The sequence below is a fragment of the Cryobacterium sp. TMT1-19 genome (assembly GCF_004403055.1).
Taxonomy (GTDB): domain Bacteria; phylum Actinomycetota; class Actinomycetes; order Actinomycetales; family Microbacteriaceae; genus Cryobacterium; species Cryobacterium sandaracinum.
On the sequence record NZ_SOHB01000028.1, the window covers coordinates 95762 to 118193 of the forward strand.

Here is a 22432-nt window from a genome sequence, read left to right on the forward strand (position 1 = left end):
GACGCCGCCCGCGGGCGGCGTCCCCACCTTTCTCCGTCAGATGCTGCAGCGTGGCTACTTCACAGCGAGGCTGCCCTTGAACTGGAGCCCCGTCGAGCCGGAGCCGCCGCCCCTGGTCGTGCCGTTGACCGCGGAGGTGGTCTCGCCGAACGTCATCGTCGTGTGGGCGATGGCATCGGCCATCTGCTCCAGCACCTCCGCATTGATGTTCGTGATGTCGTCGCACGCGGCGTGGTAGCAGGCATCGTACGGTGCGCCGGCGACGCCGCCGTAGGTGACCGCCTCGGCCTCCGTCATCAGGTCTTCAGCACCGGTGAAGAGCCCGCCGGCGGGAATGCCGTTCTCGATGAACCCGAAGTAGTCGGACCGACCGTCGAACTCGGTGGGTTCTACGGCCAGCCCCTGCGAGGCGAAGTAGTCCAGGAAGACCTTCTCGACCAGCGCCGACCCGTTCGGGCCGGTGGTGCCGAAGGACGAGCCGTCACCGTCGTAGACGAAGCGCACAAAGTTCGGCGACGCGACCATGTCGAAGTTCAGGTTGACGGCATGCGCCTTGATCTGGCGTTTCGTCAGCTGCGACACGTAGTACTCGGAACCGACCAGTCCATCCTCCTCGCTGCCCCAAAACGCGAACCGCACCCGGTTGGTGGGTGCGTTGCCGGAGGCGGCGAGCTGGATGGCGGTTTCCAGGATGGCGGCGCTGCCGCTGCCGTTGTCGTTGATTCCCGCGCCCTCGGCGACGGAGTCGAGGTGCGCTCCGGCCACGACCGTGCGATCCGCGCGACCGGCCGAATCGGCCAGGATGTTGAAGGATTCAGTGACGGTGACCTCAGCATCCACGGCCAGCCGCACGGTCGGGGCAGGCTGCCCGGCCAGAGCCGCGCCGAGCGCGAAGGTCGTTCCGATGACCGGAACGGCGGTCTGCGGGGCGTCCAGAGTGCCGTTGACGATACCGAGGCGGTCATCGGCGTTGCCCTGGTTGAAGATGATCACGCCGGCGGCGCCGGCCGCGATCGCATTGTCGGCCTTGACCCGGAAGGTGCAGGTGCCGCGTTGGATCAGGGCGACGTTCCCGGCCGTGAAGCCCGCGAAGTCCGCGGCTTCACAGCCGCTGGTCGAGGCCCGGTCGCCGACCAGGTTGATGTCGACCGCCTGTACCGCCGCCGAGACCGTGCCGGAGCCGGAGTAGCTCATCGTGGCAAAGTCGGTGCCGCCGGCGTAGGTGGTGGGGGTGGGCGTGAACTGCGCGAACGACTCCGCGTTCAGCACGAACTGCTCATAGGAGTAGGCCTGACGGATCGGCGTGTAGCCCGCGGCCTTGAGCCGCTCTTCGACGTAGACGGCGGATGCCTCGTACCCCGGCGTGCCGGACGCACGCGTGCCGCCGTTGGCGTCCGCGATCTCCTGGAGCTTCTCCAGGTGGTCGATGATTCCGGCTGCCGTAACGGCTTCGCGCAGCGCGCCGGTGTCCGTTCCGTTATCGGCGTAGGCGGGTAGCCCGACGCTGACCGACAGGGCCACGGCCGTGCCGATGGCGGCGAGACGAATATTCCGATTCTGTTTCATGAGGGTCCCTCAGACTGGATCGAACGTGGGCCGGTCGTCCTTGAGCGGCCCTGCAGCGACGCTAGCGTATCCCCCAGTCGCGGGGCAAGGGCAGGTCCCCAGCCCCGCTGCGGGTGCACGGCTTAGGCTGTGGGTCGTGAACGATATCCTCAGCTGGATCCTGGATACGGTTTCCAGCGTGGATCCGGTGCTGCGCACCCTCCTAGCCGGACTCGGCATGCTGCTGGAGACATCCGTTCTTGTCGGCCTGGTCGTGCCGGGCGATTCCATGGTGATCGTGGCGAGCACCGCGGTGAGCAACACGGCCGAGTTCCTGGGGCTCGTCGCCGCGGTGATCGTCGGAGCCCTGATCGGCGAGAGCATCGGCTTCGCGCTCGGCCGCCACTTCGGGCCGTGGATCCGGATGAGCCGCCTCGGGCGCCGGCTCGGGGAACGCAACTGGGCCCGGGCCGAGATCTACCTGGCACGGCGCGGCGGCATCGCCGTGTTCCTATCGCGGTTCCTGCCCGTGCTGCACTCGCTGATCCCGCTGACCGTGGGGATGAGCCCGATGCCCTATCGCACCTTCATGAAGTGGACCGTGCCGGCCTGCGTGATCTGGGCGGTGGCCTACGTGTCGATCGGTTCGGCCGCCGCCGAAGGCTACCGCGAGCTCTCCGACCGGCTCCACTTCGCCGGATACCTCTTCGTCGGCGCGATCGCGGTCTTCGTGCTGCTCGTGTTCCTGGTCAAACGCTGGCTGCACCGCCGCGAGGAGCGACACATGGAACAGCCGGAGCCTCCGGTCGTCTGACCGCACGCTCGGTCGGGCGACCCCTCGTTCGGCTGTCGGGTTCAGCGGACAGGTCCGGGCACGACGACCCTCGCGGTGATCAGGTCGTCCGGCACCTGCGTGTGTGAGATGAGCAGCACCGCACGGCCGTCCTCCGCCGCCGTGACCAGGATGTCCCGCACGAGCACGTCGCCCTGCGCCTCATCGACGTTGGCAGTGGGTTCGTCGACGATGAGCACCGGGAAATCCGCCAGCAACGCCCGCGCCAGCGCGATGCGCTGGGCCTGACCGCCGGAGACCAGGGCACCCCGCTCGCCGACCCGGGCGTCGAGCCCCCCACGCTGGGCGGCCCACTCCCCCAGTCCGACCCGGGCGAGCACGGCCTCGAGGTCGTCGTCGGTGGCCGTCGTGCGGGCGAAGAGCAGGTTCTGACGGATGCTGTCGTCGAAGAGCCAGGGACGCTGTTCGCACAGTCCCACCCGACGGCGCACCTCGGCCGGGGCCAGCGTGCGCGCCTCGACGCCGTCGAGCCGGTACGAGCCCGTGTAGTCGAGGAAGCGCACCAGGGTCTGGGCCAGGGTGGTCTTGCCGGCGCCGCTCGGCCCTGCCAGGTGCACGCGGTCCCCCGGCGCCAGGCGCAGGGTGATGCCCGTGACCGCCGGGGTAACGGAACCGGGCCAGCGGGCACCCACGTCGGTGAGTTCGAGCACCGGGTGGGCGCTGACGCTCGTGGTGGACATCGCATCCGCCGGCGCATCCGTCGGCTCGGTTACCGACTCCGCCGGGATCTCCGCGGGGACGCTGGTCGGCACCGCCGTCGCCACCCGCGCGGCGCTGGAGCGCACCTGGCGCCAGACGCCGAGCGCGAGCGGGATCATTCCGAACACCTCGAACACCGCCATGGGCACGAGCACGACCACGACGAAGCCCGGTCCGCTGAGGCCAGCCGCCCCGGAGAGGGCCGGAATGCCGACCCGGAGCGCGGCGACCGTCGCCAGACCCGCGAACAGTGACAGCACGGCTCCCTGCACGCCCACGCCCAGCGACCGGCGCAGGGAGGCCCGGCGCAGCCGGTCGTCGGCCGCCGCAAGGGTGGCCAGGCGGGCATCGAGGGCCCCGAAGGCGCTCAGCACGTCGAGGTTCTCCACCATCTCGAGCACCTCGCCGGCGAGGGCTCCGCGGAGGGGTGCAAGCTGGCGCTCCGACCGGGCGGACAGCGCGCTGGAGGTGACGGTGGCGAGCAGACCGGCAACGAGGAGCGTCAGCGCCAGCGTGACACCGGCGGCGGGGAGAACCAGCCAGACCCCGACCACGCTCACGCTCAAGAGGATCCCCGCCGTGGCCAGAGGCTGCACCACCCGGAGCGGGAAGTCCTGCAGGTCGTCGACGTCGCGCACGAGGCGACTGAGCAGGTCGCCGCGGCTCGTGCCTCCGAGGCCGGCCGGGGAGAGCGGCAGGATCCGGGAGAAGATGCCCACGCGCAGGTCAGCCAGCTGGCGGAATGCGGCGTCGTGGCTGGCCAGACGCTCGAGGTAGCGGAACGCAGACCGGCCGAGGGCGAACGCACGCACCCCGACGACCGCCATCGAGAGGAACATGACCGGCGGTTGCTCGGCGGCTCGGGTGATCAGCCACGCCGACGACGCCAGGAGGGCCACCGCGAAGACCGCGCTCAGCACGCCCGCGGCCAGGCCGGGGGCGAACCGGCGGGCAGGCGGCTGGGCCAGGCGCAGCACGGCGCGCACCTCGGCCCGGCCGGTCGGCCGGGGGCCGGCGATTCTGCTCGCGCTCCCGCTCGCGCTGGGTCGGGAATCAGACATGGGCCACCTCGTTCAGGGCAACGATCTGGTCGGCGGCGTCCCGCAGGGCAGGCCGGTGGCTGACCACGATCACGATCCGCCCCTCGGTCGTGAGCCGGCGCAGGCCGGCGACGAGGGAAGCCTCCGCCGCCTCGTCCAGCGCGGAACTGGGCTCGTCGAGAACGACCACGGCGCAGTCGTGGCTCTCGGCGCGGTAGATGGCGCGGGCCGCTGCGACCCGCTGGGCCTGTCCGCCGGAGAGTCCCTCGCCGGCGATGCCGAGCATGGTGGCCGGCTCCAGATCGCCCGCTCCGGCGCACTCCAGCGACCGGGCCACGGTGTCCCGATCTACGGACGCGTCACCGAGCGCGAGATTGTCGGCGATCGTTCCCTGGAACAGTCCCGGCCGTTGCCCGGCCCACGCCAGCCACGGGCGCGGTGTGCCCGGGGTCTGCTCCGCACCGTTCAGCAGGATCCGCCCGTCGAAGGGGACGAATCCCTGCAGGGCGGCCACCAGCGTGGACTTTCCGGCGCCGCTCGGACCCACGACCACGGTGAGTTCGCCGGGTCGGAACACGGCGTTGAAATCGCGCACGGGGGCATTCGTGCCCCGCCGGATCGTGACGTGCTCGAACCGGAGCATGCCGGTATCCGCGGGGCCTGCTCCGGTGCGCGCGCCAGACGGGGCAGTCGAGGCAGCCGGGGTCGCCGCGGCCCGGGGCCCGGCATCGTCGTCGAGAATGGCGAAGACCTCCTCGGCCGCCGCCAGACCGTCGGCCGCGGCGTGGAACTGGGCGCCGACCTGCCGCACGGGGAGAAAAGCCTCCGGGGCCAGCAGCAGCACGAACAGGCCGACGCCGAGTGCGAGGCTTCCGTCAACCAGGCGCAGCCCGATGGAGACGGCAACAAGGGCCACCGACAGGCTGGCCGCCAGTTCGAGCACGAACCCGCTGAGGAAGGAGACCCGCAGCACCTTCATGGTGCGGCCGCGGTAGTCCTCGGTGATGGTGCGCACCCGGGCGAACTGGCGTCGCTCCCGACCGTAGATTTTGAGCGTGCCGAGCCCGCCGACGAGGTCGAGGAACCCCGTCGACAGCCGCTGCAGGGACTCCCACTGCTGCCGCTGCACGGACTGGGTGGCCTGGCCGATCAGCACCATGAAGACGGGGATGAATGGCAGCACTGCGATGACTGTGATGCCGCTGGGCAGGTCCTGCCAGAGCATCACCAAGATCAGCAGGGGTGTGCTGATCGCCGCCAGCAAGAGCTGGGGCAGGTAGCGGGCGAAGTAGTTGTCCAGCGCGTCCAGCCCCTGGGTGGCCAGGGTGGAGACGCCCACACTGGCCCGGCCGCTGAGCCAATCCGGGCCGCGCTCGGCGACGCGGTCGAGAACCTGGCGGCGCAGCTGGCTCTTGACTTGGGCTGCTCCGCGGGTGGCGGCCACCTCGAGGAGCCACACCAGCGCGGCCCGCACCACGATCACGCCCGCAAGGGCGGCCGTGGTGAAGGCCAGCGAATCCTGAGAGGCCCCCGTCAACGCGAGGGTGATGCTCTGGCTCAGCAGCCAGGAGAACGCGATCACCGTGACAGTCTGCGCCAGTCCGAGCAGGGCACCCACCGACAGGAACCACCGGGCGGCGGACGCGTAGCGGAGGAGCCGAGGATCGAAGGGGCGCATTCCGTTTAGTGTACGGCGGACTCTACGTGGGCCGAGACGGTCGTGCGGCTGACCCGCTTGCGCAGAACCCAGTAGGTCCAGCCCTGGTACAAGAAGATGACGGGCATGGCGAACAGGGCGGTCCAGCTCATCACCTGCAGTGTGTACGGCGTCGAGGAGGCGTTCTCGATGGTCAGGCTGTTGGCTGCATCGTTGCTCGCCGGCATCACGTCGGGGAACAGGGACGCGAAGAGCGTCAGCACCGCGAGGGCGATCGTCGCGGCCATCAGCGTGAAGGCCCAGCCTTCGGCGCCCCGCAGGTTCGCCAGGAACGCCCCGATCAGGGCAACCGCGGCGAGGGCGGCGAAGGCACCGGTGGCCAGGCTGCCGAAGGCGAGGGTGGTCCAGACCAGGAACGAGGCGGCCACCACGATGGTGGCCACCCCGGCCTTGACGGCTAGCCTCTGAGCGCGCTGACGGATGTCCCCCTCGGTCTTCAGGGAGATGAAGACCACGCCGTGGGTGAAGAACAGGAGCAGCGTGGTGAGCCCGCCGAGGAGGGCGTAGGGATTGAGCAGGTCGAAGAAGGAGCCGATGTAGTTGTGGTTGGCGTCCAGTGCCACGCCCCGCACGATGTTGGAGAAGGCGACGCCCCAGAGCAGGGCGGGAACGGCAGACCCGATCACGATCATGAGGTCGAAGCGTTTCTTCCAGGTTGCTTCCGGGCGTTGGTGCCGGTACTCGAATGACACCCCGCGCAGGATGAGGGCGAGAAGGATCACCAGCAGGGCCAGGTAGAACCCGCTGAACAGGGTGGCGTACCACTCCGGGAAGGCGGCGAAGAGTGCTGCGCCGGCCACGATCAGCCAGGTTTCGTTGAGGTCCCAGACCGGCCCGATGGTGTTGATGATGACCCGGCGGTCGAGATCGTCCGTGCCCAGGAAGGGCAGCGACATGCCGACGCCGAAGTCGAAGCCGTCGAGCACGAAGTAGCCGATGAAGAGCGCGGCGATGATCCAGAACCAGAGAATGTTGAGATCCATCATGCGCTCCTAGTAGACCGTGACCTGTGGCTTGACCTTGCCGGAAACCGGGTCGGGTTCCGCCGGCGGGGCAGGTCCCTTCCGCACGGCCTGCAGGATCAGTTTGAATTCGACGACCGCGAGGGCACCGTAGATCAGCGTGAAGGCGATCAGCGAGATCAGGATCTCGAGGCCGCTGACGTTGGGTGATACGCCGTCCTGGGTGCGCAGGAGCCCGAACACGAGCCAGGGCTGCCGCCCCATCTCGGTGAAGATCCAGCCGACGCTCATGGCGAGCAGCGAGAAGGGGAAGCTCCAAATGGCGATCTTCCAGACCCAGGTGGCCTGCGGGCTGCGCCCGCCGCGGGTGAGCCAGAGGCCGACGACAGCAACCAGGATATGGGCGATGCCGAGACCGATCATCCAGCGGAAGGCCCAGTAGGTGATCCAGATGGTCGGGGTGTAGTCGCCGGGGCCGTACAGGCTCACATACTGCGCCTGCAGGTTGTCGATGCCTTCAACCGTGCCGTTGAGGGTGTGGGTCGACAGGAACGACAGCAGGTACGGGATGCGGATCGAGAACAGTTCGCTCACGCCGTCGGGAGTACCGAGGGTGAAGATCGAGAAGGATGCGTCGGCGCCCGTCGACGTCTTGTACATCGCCTCGGCGGCGGCCATCTTCATGGGCTGGGCGGCCGTCATGGCGAGGCTCAGCGAGTCGCCGAAGAAGGTGGTGACCGCACCGGAGACAACCATCATCCACATGCCCAACTTGAGTGCGGGACGCATGGATTCCTCGTGCTGCTTGCGCAGCAGGTGCCAGGCGGCCACCGAGATGACGAGGCCTGACGAGACCATGAAGCAGGCGAAGATCGTGTGCGGGAAGGAGGCCAGGGCGATCGGGTTGGTCAAAAGCTCGCCAATACTGGTGAGCTCGGCCCGGCCGCGCTCCTCGTTGATGCGGAACGCGATCGGGTTCTGCATGAACGCGTTCGCCGCGAGGATGAAGTAGGCCGAGGCGATCGAACCGGCCGTGGTCAGCCAGATGGTGGCGAGGTGCAGGCCGCGGGGCAGCTTGTCCCAGCCAAAGATCCACAGTCCGATGAACGTGGCCTCCAGGAAGAATGCGGTGATGCCCTCGAAGGCGAGTGGGGCGCCGAAGACGTCACCGACGAAGCGGGAGTAGTCCGACCAGTTCATTCCGAACTGGAACTCCTGCACGATTCCGGTAACGACGCCCATGGCGAAGTTGATCAGGAAGATCTTGCCGAAGAAGTGGGTCAGCTCGAGGTACTTGGCCTTGTCGGTGCGCACCCAGGCGGTCTGGAAGAGCGCGACTGTGAACGCCAACCCGATTGTGAGCGGTACGAAGAGGAAGTGATAGACGGTGGTAAGACCGAATTGCCATCTCGACAGGAGTAACGGGTCCAGCCACTCGTTCATGCGCCCTCCAGCGGCTTCGGGTTTTCTACACTGCGTAGAACATTACTATTCTACGAGACGTAGAAGAGTTGATTGCCGCCCGCTAGACTCCCCAATATGGGGAGTTTGGGAGAGCTGGAACGACTGCTGATGGATGTTTTGTGGGAAGCCGAGGAGTCTCTGCCTGCCAACGATCTCCGGGATCGACTACTCACCCCGACGACCGCCACCGCTAGGCGCAAACCACTCGCCACCACGACCGTGCTCACGGTGCTCTCCCGCCTCGAGACCAAGGGCTTCGTCACCCGCGACCGAGACACCCGGCCGCACCGCTACCGGGCCGTGGCGACCCGGGCGGAACATACCGCGGAGCTGATGCACGAGGTGCTCGGCTCTGCTCCCGACCGGCAGGCGGCCCTCGCCCGGTTCATCGGGGATGTCACCCCGCAGGAGGCCGACGTTTTGCGCCTGCTCCTCGGCACCGTACCTCTCGTTCGCGAGTGACCGGCATCCAGTCCCCGCTCCAGTCCCTGCTCCAGTCAGCACGCGTCAGAGCGGCCGAGTCGTGTTCGTCACGGCCGTAGCGCTCATGATCGTGGCCGTGCTGCTCGCCGGTCCGGTCCCGATCTGGCTTGCCACCGCCGGCTGGCCGGCCCGTTCCCCCGCGGTCGCCCTGGTGTTGTGGCAGGCCATCGCCCTGGCCGGCGGGCTCTCGATGATCGGCTCGCTGCTCAGCTTCGGGTTGATCCCGTTCGGCGAGAACCTGTTCGAGGGCATCCGCTCGCTGGCGGGCCATCTCGTCACCGGCACATTGCCGGCCGGCACGTCGTTCGGCTCGGTACTCCTGCTGTGCGCGGCGCTGATCCTCGGCAGCCATCTGCTGCTCAACCTCGCCGCGACCTTCTCCCGCGCGGGGCGCCAGCACCGCAGGCACCGGCACCTGATCGGACTGCTCAGCGACCCTCTGCCGAGCCATTCCGGCACCCGTGTGATCGAACACGACGCGCCGGTCGCGTACTGCCTGCCTGGCGCGACCCGGTCGGCGACCGTGCTTTCCCGCGGCCTTCTGCAATTGCTGAATGCCGACCAATTGCGCGCGGTGATCGCACACGAGCGCGCCCACCTGTTGCAGCAGCACCACCTCGTGCTGCTCGCCTTCAAGTCCTGGCACAGCGCATTGCCGTGGTTCCCGATCGCGAACCGCGCCGAGAACGCGGTCGCCCTGCTGGTCGAGATGCTCGCCGACGACCAGGCCCGGCGGGTGGTCGACGACCGCACGTTGGCCACCGCGATCGCACTGGTCGGGTCGGCACACCAGGTGGACCCGCTGGGAACGGATGTCGAACTCGCCGACGGCCCGGACCATCCGTTCGACCTGGTGACACCCCGCGTTCGCCGCCTGATCACCCCGCCGGCGCCGCTGACGCCCTCCGCCGTGCTTTTCGTTGCAGCCGGCGCCGCCGCACTCCTGCTGCTGCCGACGCTGCTCCTGTCCCTCGCCTGAGCCCGGGCCTACCTGAGCACGCGCCTGCCTGAGCACGCGCCTGCCCCAGCCCCTGCCCCAGCCCCAGCCCCAGCCCCAGCCCCAGCCCCAGCCCGGGCCTACCTCTGCCCGGGCCTACCTCTGCCCCTGCCCCCGCCCCTAACGAATTCGACGGAGATTCTCGGCCCCAGAGCCTGTTTTGCTCCAAAACCGGCCCGTAGGCTCAGAATCTCCGTCGAATTGGTCAGGCAGCGCCTGAGTCAGCTGGTGCCTAGAAGAGGTTCGCCTGTTCGAGCCAAGCGGCCGCGATCTTCTCGGCCGAGAGCTGGTCGTTCACGCTCTCGGAGTTGAGGCCCACCAGGTCCTCGGCGGTCAGAGCGGCACTGACGGCGTTGAGCACGTCGGCGGCCTTCCCGCCGACCTTGTCGGACACGACGGGCACGACGTTGTCCGCGAAGAACAGGCCGTCCGGGTCGTCGAGGGGGACGAGGCTGTCCGACTTGATGTTCGGGCTGGCCGTGTAGACGTTCGTGATCTGAATGTCGTTGTCGACGAGAGCCTTGATCGTGAGCGGGCCACCACCATCCTCAATGGGCGTGAAGCCGGCGATGGGAATGCCGTACTTCTCCGTCAGGGTCGTCGGTCCGTAGGGGCGGGTCTGGAGTTCGGACGGTCCGCCGACGGTGATCGGCTCGGTGACATCGGCGAGCGACGCGATGTCGGTCAGGCTGTACTTGTCGGCGAAGGCCTGCGTGACGGTCCAGGAGTTCTGGTCCGTGGCCGAGGCCATGTCGAGCACGCTCAGCCCCTCGGGCAGCTCGTCCTGCAGCTGCGCGTAGGTCTCGTCGGCGGTGCCGCCGGCGGCATCTGCATTCAGGGCCTGCAGCAGGCTGCCGCTGTACTCGGGGAAGACGTCGATGGCACCGGATTCGATCTCGGGCAGGTAGACCTCGCGCTGGCCGATCTTGAACTGGCGGTCGACCGTGAAGCCGTTCCCCTCCAACGCCAGGGCGTAGATTTCGGCGATGATCTCGTTCGAGTAGTAATCCTGCGAACCGACGACCAGGGTGGTGGACCCCTCGTCGGCTTTAGTTCCGCTGTCCAGCGGGTCACCGGACGCACACCCTGCAAGGGCTACGACGGCCCCAACCGCGACCGCGGCGACCGCCGCGAGCCGGCCTCTGTGAGCTGTAAACATTAGTGGGTTCCTTTCGTGATGGCGGGATCCATCCCCGGGACAGGTCGGGCTGACCTGGCACGGTCGACTGGGGGACGTCCGGACGCGACGCCTCTGGGAACGACAAGTCGCTGAACAGCAGTGAATATTCCCTCGAGGACGAGGGCGAGCAGGATCACGAGCAGTGACCCGCCCAGCATCTCCGCGTAGTCGCGGGTTTTCAACCCGGCGAACAGGAACCGGCCGAGGCCGACATCTGCCACGTAGGCAGCCAGGGTCGCCGTGGCGACGACCTGCAGGGTGGCCGAACGGATGCCCGCGATCAGCAGCGGCAACCCCAACGGGATCTCGACCGTGCCCACGATCTGGCTCTCCGACATCCCGACCGACCGGGCGGAGTCGATGACGGACCGGTCAATGGCCTCGAACCCGGCGTAGGCGCCCGCGAGGATCGGCGGGATCGCCAGGACCGTGAGCGCGACGTACGGCGCACCGAGCCCAATCCCGACCCACAGCGCGACCAGTGTCAACAGGCCGAGGGTCGGAATGGCCCGCAGCCCGCCGGCGGTGGCTACAGCGAGGCTGCGTCCCCGACCCGTATGCCCGATCAGGAAACCGACCGGAATCGCGATCACGGAGGCCATCAGGACCGTCACGAGGGTGAACACCAAGTGTTCGATCGTCCGCGCCGGAATGCCGCCCGGCCCGGCGAAATTGGCCGGGTCGAGGATCCAGTTCACCGCGTCAACGAACAGGTTCATGCGGATGCCTCCGTGATCCGGGCGACCCGGACGGCCCTCCGGTCGGTCGCCGCCAGGCGGGTCCAGGGCAGCAGAACCCGCCCGAGCAGCACGAGGGCGCCGTCCAGCAGCAGCGCCAGCGCCACGGTCAGCACGATCCCGGCGATGATTTCGGCCTGGATACCGCGCTGGAAGCCATCCGTGAACAGGCTGCCGAGGCTCTGCGAGCCGATCACGGCCCCCACCGTGGCGAGGCTGACCGTGCTGACGGCCACGACCCGCAGGCCGGCCAGGAGCACCGGCCCGGCCAGCGGCAGCTCAACCTGCCAGAAGATGCTCCAGCCGGAATACCCCACGGCGACAGCGGACTGGCGTACATCCTTGTCCACGGATGCCAGCCCGTCGGCCACCACGCGTACCATCAGCGCGACGCCGTAGATCGTCAGGGCGATGACCAGGTTGAGCGGCGAGCGAAGGCTGGTGCCGACGATGGCCGGGATCACGAAGAACAGCGGCAGCGACGGGATGGCGTAGAGCAGCCCACTGGCCGTCAGGATCACGCCGCGGCCGGCACGGTACCGGTTCGCGAGCCAGCCCAGCGGCACGGCGATCAGAAAGCTGAGAAGGATCGGCGGCACGCTGAGAATCAGGTGGTCCAGGGTGCGATCCCACAGCAGGTCGAGATTCGACCAGATCCAGGTCACCGCGGAGCCTGGGGATGCGGGGAGTGCGCGGTCTGCCCCGGCTCCACGAGCACACCGGCCAGGCGGCCCTCACTGTCGAGCAGCAGGTCGGAGTCGCCGCGGCGTTCCAGATGCAGGGCACGCTTGCCGCGATCCGCTCCGACGAAGCTGGCCACGAAGTCGTCGGCCGGGTTCGCCAGGATCTCGGTCGGCGCCCCCACCTGGGCGATCCGTCCGCCGTCACGCAGGATGACGACCTGGTCACCGAGGAGGAACGCCTCCTCGATATCGTGGGTGACGAACACGACCGTTTTGCCGAGCTCGCTCTGCAGCCGGATCAGTTCTTGCTGTAGCTCGGCCCTCACGATCGGGTCGACGGCGCCGAACGGCTCGTCCATCAGCAGAATGTTTGGGTTGACCGCGAGCCCGCGCGCCACCCCGACCCGCTGCTGCTGCCCGCCGGAGAGCTGGCTGGGGTACCGGTCCGCCAGGGTCTGGTCCAGGCCCACCGTGTCGAGCAGGGTGAGGGCCTCGGCGCGGGCCTTCTTTCTCGGCACCCCGCGCAGCAGCGGAACAGTCGCGACGTTGTCGATCACCGTGCGGTGCGGGAGCAGGCCGGAGTTCTGCATCACATAGCCGATGCCGCGCCGCAGCGGCACCGGCTCGAGCTGGGCGATGTCGGCCCCGTCGATCTCGATCGTGCCGCTGCTCGGGTCGACCATCCGGTTGATCATGCGCAGCAGGGTGGTCTTGCCCGAGCCGGAGGAGCCGACGAGCACCGTCGTCTGGCGCGACGGGAGGGTCAGGCTAAAATCGTCGACGGCGAGTGTGCCGTCCGGGAACTGCTTGCTCACCGAGCGGAACTCGATCATGGAAATGGCTCATTTCTCGACCGAAGTCGACACAACACGGGAGGCACGTACACCACCCAACCATCGCACGGCGCCGCGAGCCAACCGGATCGCGGAATTCCTAGCGAACGCTCGGCCCGTAGTATCCGGCGAGGTAGTCATGCGTGACCACGCGGCACTCTTCGATGAACCGCTCATCGCCCTGCGGGTCGGAGCGGAACGCCCGCGACAGAATCGAGTCGCCCATCTCAACGGCGACCTCAAGCCGGAAGATCAGTTCGTCGCCGCCCTCGAGGCCGAACTCCTCGACCAGCATGCCGGCCACCCGGCGGGCGAAGTAACCCGTGTCGGGGTCTTCGACGACAGGCACACCCTGCCGGTCGTCGAAATGCATGATGCGAAACCCCGGCTCAGAGCGGTACAGGTCGACGAAGGCCGTGATGGCCACGTCGACGGCCTGCCACCAGCCCTGGGGAGCGTTCGTCTTCAGCTGCTCCGCAACTCGGCTCCGGAATCGCAGCACCGCGCGCTCTCGCAGAGCCTGCAGCACCGCGACGCGATCGGGGTAGTACCGGTACACGGTCCCGATCGACGCGCCCGCGCGCTCGGCCACCATCGCGGTCGTGATTCGGTCGAAGCCGACCTCGTCCACGACGACGGCGGCGGCGTCGAGCAGACCGGACAGTCGTGCCGTGCTGCGCTGTTGGATCGGCTCGGTGCGGGCCTGCTGGGCCGGCACAAAAGGATCCCCACCAAAAAGGTCACTGAGTGACACTTGTCCTCCTTGAGACTAAGTCACTAATACTAGGCGGCAATGTCCCCCTCGTTGTGACGTGACAGCGTGTCTCGCCCGATTGGGCAGGAATAACCCTCGGCTCTCCGGGCGACCCGACTTCGATGCCGGGTAGCGTCGTGCGCATGCCAGACTAGGGACGTGCCGACATATCCTCGAATCCCGCCCACGGGCACGCCAGCGAAGATGATGCATCGCGCAGCCCGCATCGAGGACTGGCTGCACTTCAAGCGCGAACGCCACGCCCGCAAACGCGGCTACCTGCCCACGGTCATCCCCTATGCCGGCTACGGCTCGACCGAGTGGGTGCGCATCCTGTGCCGGGTGCTTCTGGCCAAACCGGCCAAGCCCGGCTCCAAGCTGGCACACCGCCACTGGCACGCCGACCGCCGCGAGGCCGGAATTCGCGGCTGGCACAGCTTCACGAGCGTTCCGGTCAACGATGTGACGGTGACCATCGAGATCAACGGTTTCTCCCACCGGGTGCAGGCCGACCGCGGGGGCGTGGTCGACACCGTCATTCCGGTCACGCTCACCCCGGGCTGGCAGATGGCCCGGCTGCACACCGACGACACGGCCGCGCCGGTCGAGGCCCCGCTCTTCATCGTGGCCCCGACGGTACGCCGCGGGATCCTGTCCGACGTCGATGACACGGTCATGGTGACCACCCTTCCCCGCCCGCTGCTCGCCGCCTGGAACACCTTCGTGCTCGACGAGCACGCCCGAGTTCCCACGCCGGGCATGGCGGTCCTCCTCGACCGCCTCGCCGCGGTCAACGAGGGTGCCCCGATGATCTACCTGTCGACCGGGGCCTGGAACGTCGCCCCGACCCTGACCCGGTTCCTGAACCGCAACCTGTACCCGTCGGGGGCTCTCCTGCTCACCGACTGGGGTCCGACCCACGACCGCTGGTTCCGGAGCGGTCAGGACCACAAGAGGGCCAACCTGCGCCGTCTGGCCCAGGAATTCCCGGAGATCCGCTGGATCCTGTTCGGCGACGACGGCCAGCACGATGAGGCCATCTACAGCGAGTTCCAGCGAGACTTCCCCGACAATGTCGAGGCCGTCGCGATCCGCCAGCTCTCCCCCAGCCAGGCAGTTCTGGCCGGTCGCCGGGCGAAGGATGCCGCGCCCGCGCCCCGCGATCCCCGCTGGGTGTACGGGCCGGACGGCTCGGCCGTGGCCCGGCAGCTCGCGGACCGCGGTCTGATCTAGGCGCGACGGCGTGTTGCGGGCTCGACGGCCTGTCTCAGTTCTCTACAGTTCTGCGGCGAGGATGCGGTCGAGGCCACGGTTGATCTGGCGAGCCCAGAGCGGCCCTCGATAGAGGAACCCGGTGTAGCCCTGAACGAGCGTCGCGCCCGCGGCGAGGCGCTCGGCCACGTGTTCCGCGGTCTCCACGCCGCCGACCGAGATCACGCACAGCTCGCGGGGCACAGCGGCCCGGATCACGCGCAGCACGGCCAGGGACCGCGCCTGGAGCGGGGCACCGGAGAGACCGCCGGCGCCGGCAGCCTCGACGGTCGCGGCATCCGTTTTCAGTCCGGCGCGGGAAGTCGTGGTGTTCGTGGCGATGATGCCGTCGAGACCCAGCTCCACCACGAGTTCGGAGATTCGGGTCACTTCAGCATCGGCGAGGTCGGGGGCGATTTTTACCAGCAGGGGCGTGGCGCCGGCCTCGGTCTTGACCGCCCGAAGCAGCGGGGCGAGCCGGTCGAGTTCCTGCAGTCCGCGTAGCCCGGGCGTGTTGGGCGAGCTGACGTTCACGACGAGATAGTCGGCCAGGGGCGCGAGCAGCGCGGCGCTGACCAGGTAGTCGGCGGTGGCGTCCTCGACCGCGGTGACGCGGCTCTTGCCGATGTTGATGCCGAGGACCGGGCGACCGGCAGCGGAGCGAACGTGCGCGAGGCGCACCCGGGCGGCGCGGGCACCGGCGTTGTTGAAGCCCATCCGGTTGACGACCGCGCGGTCGGGGATCAGGCGGAACAGGCGCGGTTTCGGGTTGCCGGGCTGAGGAACGGCGGTGATGGTGCCGACCTCCACGTGCCCGAACCCGAGCTGGCCGAGCCCGAGCACGGCTTCACCGTCTTTGTCGAAGCCGGCGGCCACGCCGAACGGCGACTGGAATCGCAGACCCAGGGTTTGGACACCGAGGTCGGTACGCGGGCGCGTGAAGCGGTGCACGACCCGGCCGACACCGAACGCGGGCAGCGCCCGGATCACGGTGAAGGCGAGGTGGTGGGCTCGTTCGGGGTCGAGGCGGGTCAGGAACAGCGAGAAGATCAGCGGGTACACGGTGCCGCCTACGACTCGGACGGGTGTGCGGCGCCCGCGGCGCTGCCCTGCTCGGGGCGGGAGCCGTGTTCGGTGCGGGAGCCGTGTTCGGTGCGCAGCCGGGCGATCGCGGTCTCGAAATCCTCGAGCGAATCGAATGCCTGGTAGACACTCGCGAAGCGGAGATAGGCCACCTCATCAAGTTCGCGCAGCGGCGGCAGGATCGCGAGGCCGACCTCGTTCGCCTTCACCTGCGACGCGCCGGTCTGCCGGATGGTCTCCTCCACCCGCTGGGCAAGCATGGCCAGGTCGGAATCCGTTACCGGACGACCTTGGCAGGCCTTGCGCACGCCGGCCACGATCTTGTCGCGGCTGAACGGCTCGACGACCCCGCTGCGCTTGACGATGTTCAGGCTGGCGGTCTCGGTGGTGCTGAACCTCCGGCCGCATTCGGGGCATTGTCGACGTCGGCGAATGGAAAGTCCGTCGTCGCTCGTGCGCGAGTCGATGACTCGGGAGTCCGGGTGGCGGCAGAACGGGCAGAACATCGTGCGGCCAGCTTACAGCGCCGTCGTGAAACGGGCCGTGACGGCGTCGCCGTGCGCGGGCAGCGCCTCCGCCGTGGACAGGGCCGCGATGTGGTCCGCGACCTCGCGCAGTGCCTCCCGGCTGTACGTGACGACCTGCTGGGGCCTCAGGAAGGTGTATGCGCCGAGTCCGGAGGAGAACCGGGCCTGGCCTCCCGTCGGCAGCACGTGGTTCGAGCCGGCCACGTAGTCGCCGAGGCTCACGGGCGAATGAGGGCCGAGGAAGATGGCGCCGGCGTTCTCGATCAGCGCGAGCACGGTATCCGGGTCGCTCGTCTGGATCTCGAGGTGCTCGGGACCGAACGCGTTGCTGAACGCGGCCGCGGCGTTGAGGTCGTCCACGAGCACGATCCCCGACTGGCGCCCGTTCAGGGACGCGGTGACACGGATGCTGTGGGTCGTGCTCTGCATCAGGTCGACCAGGTGCAGAGCGACGGCGTCGGCGAGCTCAGCCGAATCGGTGACCAGCATGGCGGCGGCCAGCTCGTCGTGCTCGGCCTGGCTGACCAGGTCGGCCGCGACGATGCGGGGGTCGGCGGTCTCATCCGCGATGACCAGAATGTCGGTAGGGCCGGCCTCGGAGTCGATGCCGGTCACCCCGCGCACGAGCCGCTTGGCGGCGGCCACATAGACGTTGCCGGGGCCGGTGACGAGCTGCACCGGGTCCAGGCCGAGCCCCGGAACGCCGTAGGCGAAGGCGCCGACCGCGCCGGCCCCGCCCATGGCGTAGATTTCGTCGATGCCGAGCAGGCTCGCCACGGCGAGGATGGTGGGGTGCACGCGTCCGTCGAAGTCGCTCTGCGGCGGCGACGCCAGCGCGATCGAGGAGACGCCGGCGATCTGAGCCGGAACCACGTTCATCACGACGCTCGACGGGTAGACGGCCTTGCCGCCGGGAACGTACAGGCCGACCCGGTTGATCGGCTGCCAGCGCTGCGTGATGGTGGCGCCGTCGGCGATCGTGGTGGTCACCTGCGGCGGCACTTGGGCCGCGCTGGCGATGCGCACGCGACGGATGGTCTCCTCGATGGCCGTGCGCACCGTCGGGTCGAGCCCGGCCAGTGCCTCGGTGACGTGGGACGCGGGAACCCGCACATGGGACGGACGCACCCGGTCGAGGCGTTCCGCCTGGTCGCGGAGGGCATCCTCGCCTCTGGCCCGCACATCGTCGATTAATTCGGCTGCGACGTCGCTGGCCGCGGTCACGTCGGTGAGCGCACGCGGGACGGCTGCAAGCAATTCCGCCGGAGTGGGCCGGGTCCCTCGGAGGTCAATAGTCTGGATCATCGCGTTCCAGCCTAGCCATCAACTCCCGTGCACCGGGAATAGGCTCAATGGCGAGGAGATTGATTCAGTCACATGAGCGACACCGAAGTACCCCAGCCCGCCACCGTACCGCTGGCCGAAGATCCCAATGCACCGCTGGACCTGGCCGCCTTCAAACATTCCTTCCGGCGTCACGCCGCCGGTGTCGCGGTGATCACCGCGCTGCACCCGGACGGCGCCCCGGTGGGATTCACCGCCACCTCGCTGGCGTCGCTGTCGTCGGTTCCGCCGCTGGCCACCTTCAACATGGCCCGGTCAGCCAGCACCTGGCCGGCGATCGCCGAGAGCGACCGGGTCGTCATCCACATCCTCGGGGCGCACAATCGTGCCGTCGCCGAGGTGATGTCGGGTCCCGCGAACCAGCGCTTCGTCGGCGACCACTGGCAGCCCGGACCCCACGGCCTGCCCGTGCTGAAGGGCGTCACCTCGTGGATGGTCGGGCGAATCATCGAACGCACACTGGTGCACAACAGCGCCGTCGTGGTCGTGAAGATCGAGGAAGGCGGCATGGGCGAGAACGACGAGGCCCTGCTGTACTACGAGCGCACCTACCGCGTGCCCGGCGCCCCTGCCTAGCCTCTGGACGGGGCTGCGCCGGCCTCGTCGCGACGCCGGCGCCGCTCGGCCTCGGCAACGGCGGCCTCCTCCGGTGTGGGCGCGGTGCCACCCAGGTGCCGCGGCTGCCACCACTGGCCGGCGCCGTCCACCGGATAGGCTTTCTGCAGTTTGTCGACGAGACCCTGCAGTGTGTCGTGGAGTGCCAGCGTCATCGGCTGCGTGCCCTCCCCCGCCGCGACCGTGAACGGCTCGCCGACGGCGAAGCGGATGGGCACGTCGAACACCTCGCGCAGGGCCGGCTTGTGGTTCTTCGTGAGCACGCGGTGCCCGCCCCAGACCGCGATCGGGATCACGGGGACCCCGGCCTCGGCGGCCATCCGGATGGCACCCGACTTCAACTCGCGTACGGTGAAGGAGGCGTTCACGCCGCCTTCCGGGAACACGCCGAGCAGTTCGCCCGCCCGCAGCGCGGTCACGGCTTGGCCGTAAGCCTCCGCCCCTGCCTTCATGTCGACCGAGATATGACGCATGCCGCGCAGCAGCACGCCCACGAGCTTCTGGTCGAACGCGCCCTTCTTGGCCATGAAACGGATGTGACGTCGGTTCTTGTGCCACAGCATCCACTCGACCAGGGCGAAGTCCATGTAGCCGAAGTGGGTGATCGCCAGCACCGCCCCCCCGGTGTCCGGAAGATTCTTCAGACCGGTCACGGATGGCTTGAGCCGCAGCAGGCCGAACACGGCCCGCCCGGCCAGAATCGCCGTGGTGTACAGAGGTTCCCGAGTGCCTGTGCTCATACCTCAAGGCTACGACCTGCGTGCGGGTTTCCGCGTCCGTCCCACGAGCCTTTCGGGACCCGGCTCGCACTCGCGGCGCACCCCGTGGACGTGGGCGCACGTTCTAACGCTCGCCCGGCTCCAGAACCTGCGCCGCGAACTTCCACCCCCGTCTGTGTCGTCGGTTATGGAGCTTGCACACAGCCTCGACCGCACTGACACTGGAATCATCCACGGCGGAACCGCAGCAACCGGCCTTGAAGCTGGTTGACTCGACCAGGCGACGACCACCGAGACCACGTGGGCGGCCCGGCCACCAGAGGGAGACACGATGAGCACTGACCTGAGCAGCGCCGCGAGCACGAGCATGCCCGCGCCGCACGTGGCCGACAGCCACGACCGGATCCGGGTGCGGGGCGCGCGCGTGAACAACCTCAGGGATGTCAGCCTCGACATCCCGAAGCGGCGGCTGACGGTGTTCACCGGCGTTTCCGGCTCGGGCAAGAGCTCACTGGTGTTCGGCACGATCGCCGCCGAGTCGCAGCGGCTGATCAACGAGACCTACAGTGCGTTTGTGCAGGGATTCATGCCGGACCTGGCGCGCCCCGAGGTGGACGTGTTGGATGGTCTGACCACGGCCATCATCGTCGACCAGGAGCGAATGAGGGCCAACTCCCGTTCCACGGTCGGGACCGCCACCGACGCCAACGCGCTGCTGCGCATCCTCTTCAGCCGGCTCGGTCAGCCCCACATCGGATCGCCCCAGGCGTTCTCGTTCAACGTCGCCTCGATCAGTGGGGCCGGGGCGGTCACGCTCGAGCGCGGCGGGAAGACCGTGAAGGAGCGGCGCAGCTTCAGCATCACCGGCGGCATGTGCCCGCGCTGCGAGGGCATGGGCACCGTCAACGACATCGATCGTTCCGCGCTATACGTCGATTCCAAGTCGCTCAACGAGGGCGCGCTCACGATCCCGGGCTACACCATGGACGGCTGGTACGGCCGCATCTTCCGCGGCTGCGGCTGGTTCGACCCGGACAAGCCAATTCATCGGTACAGCACGAAGGAACTGGACGACCTGCTCTACAAGGAGCCGACCAAGATCAAGGTCGACGGGATCAACCTGACGTATCAGGGCCTCATCCCGCAGATTCAGAAGTCGTTCCTGACCAAGGATGTCGCCGCTTTGCAGCCGCATATCCGCGCGTTCGTGGAGCGTGCGGTCACGTTCGCCACCTGCCCCGAGTGCGGCGGCACCCGCCTCAGCGAGGCGGCTCGCTCGTCGAAGATCTCCGGAGTGAGCGTCGCCGACGCTTGTTCCTGGCAGATCAGCGACCTGGCCGGGTGGGTTCGCGGCCAGAGTGAGCCGTCGGTGGCCCCGCTCACGCAGGCGTTGCGCCAGATCCTCGACTCGTTCGTGGAGATCGGGTTGGGTTACCTGTCGCTCGACCGGCCGGCCGGTACTTTGTCAGGCGGGGAGGCCCAGCGCACCAAGATGATCCGGCACCTGGGCTCGTCACTCACCGACGTCACCTACGTCTTCGACGAGCCCACCATCGGGCTCCATCCCCATGACATCGAGCGCATGAACACACTGCTGCTGCAGCTGCGGGACAAGGGCAACACGGTGCTCGTCGTGGAGCATAAGCCGGAGACGATCGTGATCGCCGACCACGTCGTCGATCTCGGACCAGGCGCCGGTGCGGCGGGCGGCACCGTCTGCTTCGAGGGCACCGTGGAGGGTCTCCGCACCAGCGGCACCCTCACCGGCCGCCACTTCGACTATCGCGCGGCACTCAAGCCCGCGGTGCGCACCCCCACGGGCACGCTGGAGATTCGCGGCGCGACGAAGAACAACCTGAAGGATGTGGACGTGGATATCCCCCTCGGCGTGCTCGTCGTGCTGACGGGGGTCGCGGGCTCCGGAAAGAGCTCGCTCGTGCACGGGTCGATCCCCGCCGGCGCCGGCGTGGTGTCCATCGATCAGGGCGGCATCCGCGGTTCCCGCAGAAGCAATCCGGCGACGTACACGGGAATGCTCGACCCGATCCGAAAGGCCTTCGCGAAGGCCAACGGCGTGAAGCCCGCGCTGTTCAGCTCCAACTCCGAGGGTGCCTGCCCCAACTGCAACGGTGCCGGCGTCGTCTACACCGACCTGGCCATGATGGCGGGCGTCGCCACCACCTGCGAGGTCTGCGCGGGGAAGCGGTTCGAGGCATCCGTGCTGGAGTACCGCCTCGGCGGCCGCGATATCAGTGAGGTGCTCGCGATGTCGGTGACCGCGGCCCGGGAGTTCTTCGGCGCCGGTGCGGCGCGCACGCCGGCCGCCCACGCCATCCTGGGCGGGCTTGCCGACGTTGGGCTCGGCTATCTCAGCCTCGGCCAGCCGCTCACGACGCTCTCGGGGGGCGAGCGCCAGCGGCTCAAGCTGGCCACCCACCTGGCTGAGCAGGGCGGCGTCTACGTGCTCGACGAGCCGACCACCGGACTCCACCTCGCCGACGTCGAGCAGCTGCTCGGCCTGCTCGACCGAATCGTGGACTCCGGCAAGTCGGTCATCGTCGTCGAGCATCACCAGGCCGTGATGGCTCATGCCGACTGGATCATCGACCTCGGACCCGGCGCCGGTCACGACGGCGGCCGGATCGTCTTCGAGGGCTCACCGGCCGACCTGGTCGCCGACCGCTCCACCCTCACCGGCCAGCACCTCGCGGCCTACGTCGGCAGAGCCTGACGGCAGCGCACCTCACGGTGCTGCCAGTCAGGTCTGTCCCGGACGAATTCGACGGAGATTCTGGCCGAATCGGCCCCATTCCACCCCGCGAAAGCGGTTTCACACGAGAATCTCCGTCGAATTGGTTCAACACCGGGCACTTCGCGTCACCGGTGAGGAACAGCGTCCACGGCGTGCCGTCAGCTCTGACTTGCCGAGGGCGACACCAGCGGTCG

20 protein-coding genes are annotated in these 22432 nt (G+C 68.5%); 6 read left to right on the plus strand and 14 right to left on the minus strand.

Annotation, left to right across the window (positions count from 1 at the left end; translation table 11 throughout):
* Positions 1-54: 54 nt before the first annotated feature.
* Entirely contained in the window at positions 55-1566 is a 1512-nt protein-coding gene (locus E3T40_RS07475; RefSeq protein ID WP_104169212.1) for a M20/M25/M40 family metallo-hydrolase, read from the minus strand.
* A gap of 136 nt (positions 1567-1702) precedes the next feature.
* On the opposite strand from E3T40_RS07475, the gene E3T40_RS07480 reads away from it, so the two are divergent.
* Positions 1703-2359, plus strand: coding sequence for a DedA family protein (locus E3T40_RS07480; protein WP_134543044.1), 657 nt, complete (start codon positions 1703-1705; stop codon positions 2357-2359).
* A 41-nt stretch (positions 2360-2400) separates the two neighbouring features.
* On the opposite strand, the gene cydC is transcribed toward E3T40_RS07480, so the two are convergent.
* The 4 genes from cydC to E3T40_RS07500 are packed head-to-tail and all read right to left on the minus strand — an operon-like array spanning position 2401 to position 8259.
* Complete coding sequence (gene cydC, locus E3T40_RS07485) at positions 2401-4158, minus strand: thiol reductant ABC exporter subunit CydC (protein WP_134543045.1); 1758 nt, start codon at positions 4156-4158, stop codon at positions 2401-2403.
* Complete coding sequence (cydD, locus tag E3T40_RS07490) at positions 4151-5815, minus strand: thiol reductant ABC exporter subunit CydD (RefSeq protein ID WP_104169209.1); 1665 nt, start codon at positions 5813-5815, stop codon at positions 4151-4153. The genes cydC and cydD overlap by 8 nt, the downstream gene beginning before the upstream one ends.
* Before the next feature lie 5 nt (positions 5816-5820).
* On the minus strand, positions 5821-6837 hold the full coding sequence (cydB, locus tag E3T40_RS07495) for a cytochrome d ubiquinol oxidase subunit II (RefSeq protein ID WP_104169213.1): 1017 nt from the start codon (positions 6835-6837) through the stop codon (positions 5821-5823).
* 9 nt (positions 6838-6846) lie between these two features.
* Positions 6847-8259: a cytochrome ubiquinol oxidase subunit I gene (locus E3T40_RS07500; RefSeq protein ID WP_104169208.1), complete on the minus strand. Its 1413-nt coding sequence runs from the start codon at positions 8257-8259 to the stop codon at positions 6847-6849.
* A 96-nt stretch (positions 8260-8355) separates the two neighbouring features.
* Between E3T40_RS07500 and E3T40_RS07505 the strand changes: the two genes are divergently transcribed.
* Together E3T40_RS07505 and E3T40_RS07510 are read left to right on the plus strand one after the other, a co-directional pair.
* Entirely contained in the window at positions 8356-8742 is a 387-nt protein-coding gene (locus E3T40_RS07505) for a BlaI/MecI/CopY family transcriptional regulator (protein WP_104169207.1), read from the plus strand.
* Between the two features lie 61 nt (positions 8743-8803).
* Positions 8804-9742 (plus strand): M56 family metallopeptidase, encoded by a 939-nt coding sequence (locus E3T40_RS07510; RefSeq protein WP_158252097.1) that lies wholly within the window; start codon positions 8804-8806, stop codon positions 9740-9742.
* 250 nt (positions 9743-9992) lie between these two features.
* Here the strand turns inward: E3T40_RS07510 and E3T40_RS07520 are convergent, their stop codons facing one another.
* The 5 genes from E3T40_RS07520 to E3T40_RS07540 form a co-directional block, all read right to left on the minus strand.
* Positions 9993-10919 carry an ABC transporter substrate-binding protein gene (locus E3T40_RS07520; RefSeq protein WP_104171247.1) on the minus strand — a complete coding sequence of 309 codons (927 nt, stop codon included), beginning with the start codon at positions 10917-10919 and terminating at the stop codon, positions 9993-9995.
* Complete coding sequence (locus E3T40_RS07525) at positions 10919-11659, minus strand: ABC transporter permease (RefSeq protein WP_104171248.1); 741 nt, start codon at positions 11657-11659, stop codon at positions 10919-10921. The genes E3T40_RS07520 and E3T40_RS07525 overlap by 1 nt, the downstream gene beginning before the upstream one ends.
* Positions 11656-12342, minus strand: coding sequence for an ABC transporter permease (locus E3T40_RS07530; protein WP_104171249.1), 687 nt, complete (start codon positions 12340-12342; stop codon positions 11656-11658). The genes E3T40_RS07525 and E3T40_RS07530 overlap by 4 nt, the downstream gene beginning before the upstream one ends.
* Entirely contained in the window at positions 12339-13193 is an 855-nt protein-coding gene (locus E3T40_RS07535) for an ABC transporter ATP-binding protein (RefSeq protein ID WP_104171250.1), read from the minus strand. The genes E3T40_RS07530 and E3T40_RS07535 overlap by 4 nt, the downstream gene beginning before the upstream one ends.
* A 100-nt stretch (positions 13194-13293) precedes the next feature.
* Entirely contained in the window at positions 13294-13947 is a 654-nt protein-coding gene (locus E3T40_RS07540; protein WP_104171251.1) for a TetR/AcrR family transcriptional regulator, read from the minus strand.
* A 204-nt stretch (positions 13948-14151) separates the two neighbouring features.
* Between E3T40_RS07540 and E3T40_RS07545 the strand changes: the two genes are divergently transcribed.
* Positions 14152-15180 (plus strand): App1 family protein, encoded by a 1029-nt coding sequence (locus E3T40_RS07545; RefSeq protein ID WP_233194124.1) that lies wholly within the window; start codon positions 14152-14154, stop codon positions 15178-15180.
* A 42-nt stretch (positions 15181-15222) separates the two neighbouring features.
* On the opposite strand, the gene E3T40_RS07550 is transcribed toward E3T40_RS07545, so the two are convergent.
* From E3T40_RS07550 to hisD, 3 genes are read right to left on the minus strand one after another with little or no spacing between them, the layout of a single operon-like run.
* Positions 15223-16260: a quinone-dependent dihydroorotate dehydrogenase gene (locus E3T40_RS07550; protein WP_104171252.1), complete on the minus strand. Its 1038-nt coding sequence runs from the start codon at positions 16258-16260 to the stop codon at positions 15223-15225.
* Positions 16261-16268: 8 nt separating this feature from the next.
* The gene (gene nrdR / locus E3T40_RS07555; protein WP_104171253.1) at positions 16269-16787 is read right to left on the minus strand and encodes a transcriptional regulator NrdR; all 519 of its coding nucleotides are present in this window, start codon (positions 16785-16787) and stop codon (positions 16269-16271) included.
* Positions 16788-16799: 12 nt separating this feature from the next.
* Entirely contained in the window at positions 16800-18113 is a 1314-nt protein-coding gene (hisD, locus tag E3T40_RS07560; protein WP_104194783.1) for a histidinol dehydrogenase, read from the minus strand.
* A gap of 72 nt (positions 18114-18185) precedes the next feature.
* Between hisD and E3T40_RS07565 the strand changes: the two genes are divergently transcribed.
* On the plus strand, positions 18186-18728 hold the full coding sequence (locus E3T40_RS07565; protein WP_104194784.1) for a flavin reductase family protein: 543 nt from the start codon (positions 18186-18188) through the stop codon (positions 18726-18728).
* On the opposite strand, the gene E3T40_RS07570 is transcribed toward E3T40_RS07565, so the two are convergent.
* Positions 18725-19507: a 1-acyl-sn-glycerol-3-phosphate acyltransferase gene (locus E3T40_RS07570; RefSeq protein WP_104171256.1), complete on the minus strand. Its 783-nt coding sequence runs from the start codon at positions 19505-19507 to the stop codon at positions 18725-18727. The two genes, E3T40_RS07565 and E3T40_RS07570, sit on opposite strands and share 4 nt — an antisense overlap.
* 310 nt (positions 19508-19817) lie before the next feature.
* Between E3T40_RS07570 and E3T40_RS07575 the strand changes: the two genes are divergently transcribed.
* Positions 19818-22217, plus strand: a complete 2400-nt coding sequence (locus E3T40_RS07575) for an excinuclease ABC subunit UvrA (protein WP_134543046.1) — start codon at positions 19818-19820, stop codon at positions 22215-22217.
* Positions 22218-22432 lie beyond the last annotated feature (215 nt).